Origin of the sequence: Haloferax profundi, assembly GCF_001469865.1 — an archaeon.
GTDB classification, from domain to species: Archaea; Halobacteriota; Halobacteria; order Halobacteriales; family Haloferacaceae; genus Haloferax; species Haloferax profundi.
The window spans coordinates 1-432 of record NZ_LOPV01000154.1; the positions used below are offsets into that span (position 1 = coordinate 1).

At 67.8% G+C, this 432-nt stretch carries 1 protein-coding gene; it reads left to right on the top strand.

All coding sequences use genetic code 11. The features are described from left to right. On the top strand, positions 1–432 hold a 432-nt coding region (locus tag AUR66_RS08190), incomplete at both ends, for an outer membrane protein assembly factor BamB family protein (protein ID WP_157533032.1).

The following is a 432-nucleotide window of genomic DNA, read 5'->3' on the forward strand; positions in this document are numbered from 1 at the left end:
GAACCGGTCGCACCGGTCGTCGGCGACGAACGAGTGTACGTCGCCGGATGGGACCGCATCGCCGCACTGGAGAGGCGGAACGGCAGCGTGGTCTGGGAAGACGACGAGGGCGTCCACGAGCGACTCGCGCTGGATGGCGAGCGTCTGTACGTCTCCAGAGGCGACCTGCGCGCACTCGACACCGCGACGGGTGAAGAACGCTGGTCGTACTCGCCAGACGAGGGAACGTCGGCCGCGAGTATCGTAGGTGACACCGTTTACGTCGGTACCGGCGCGGGCGAACTGGTCGCCCTGAAGCGCGGTGGGAGCGGGTTGGTCGGAGGCCGTGAACGCTGGTCCGTCTCGCTCGGCACGTACGTCGGCCACTCACTCGCCTGTACCGACCGCCGGGTGTTCTGTCCCGTGACCCGCGACGACGGGTTGATGAGTCTC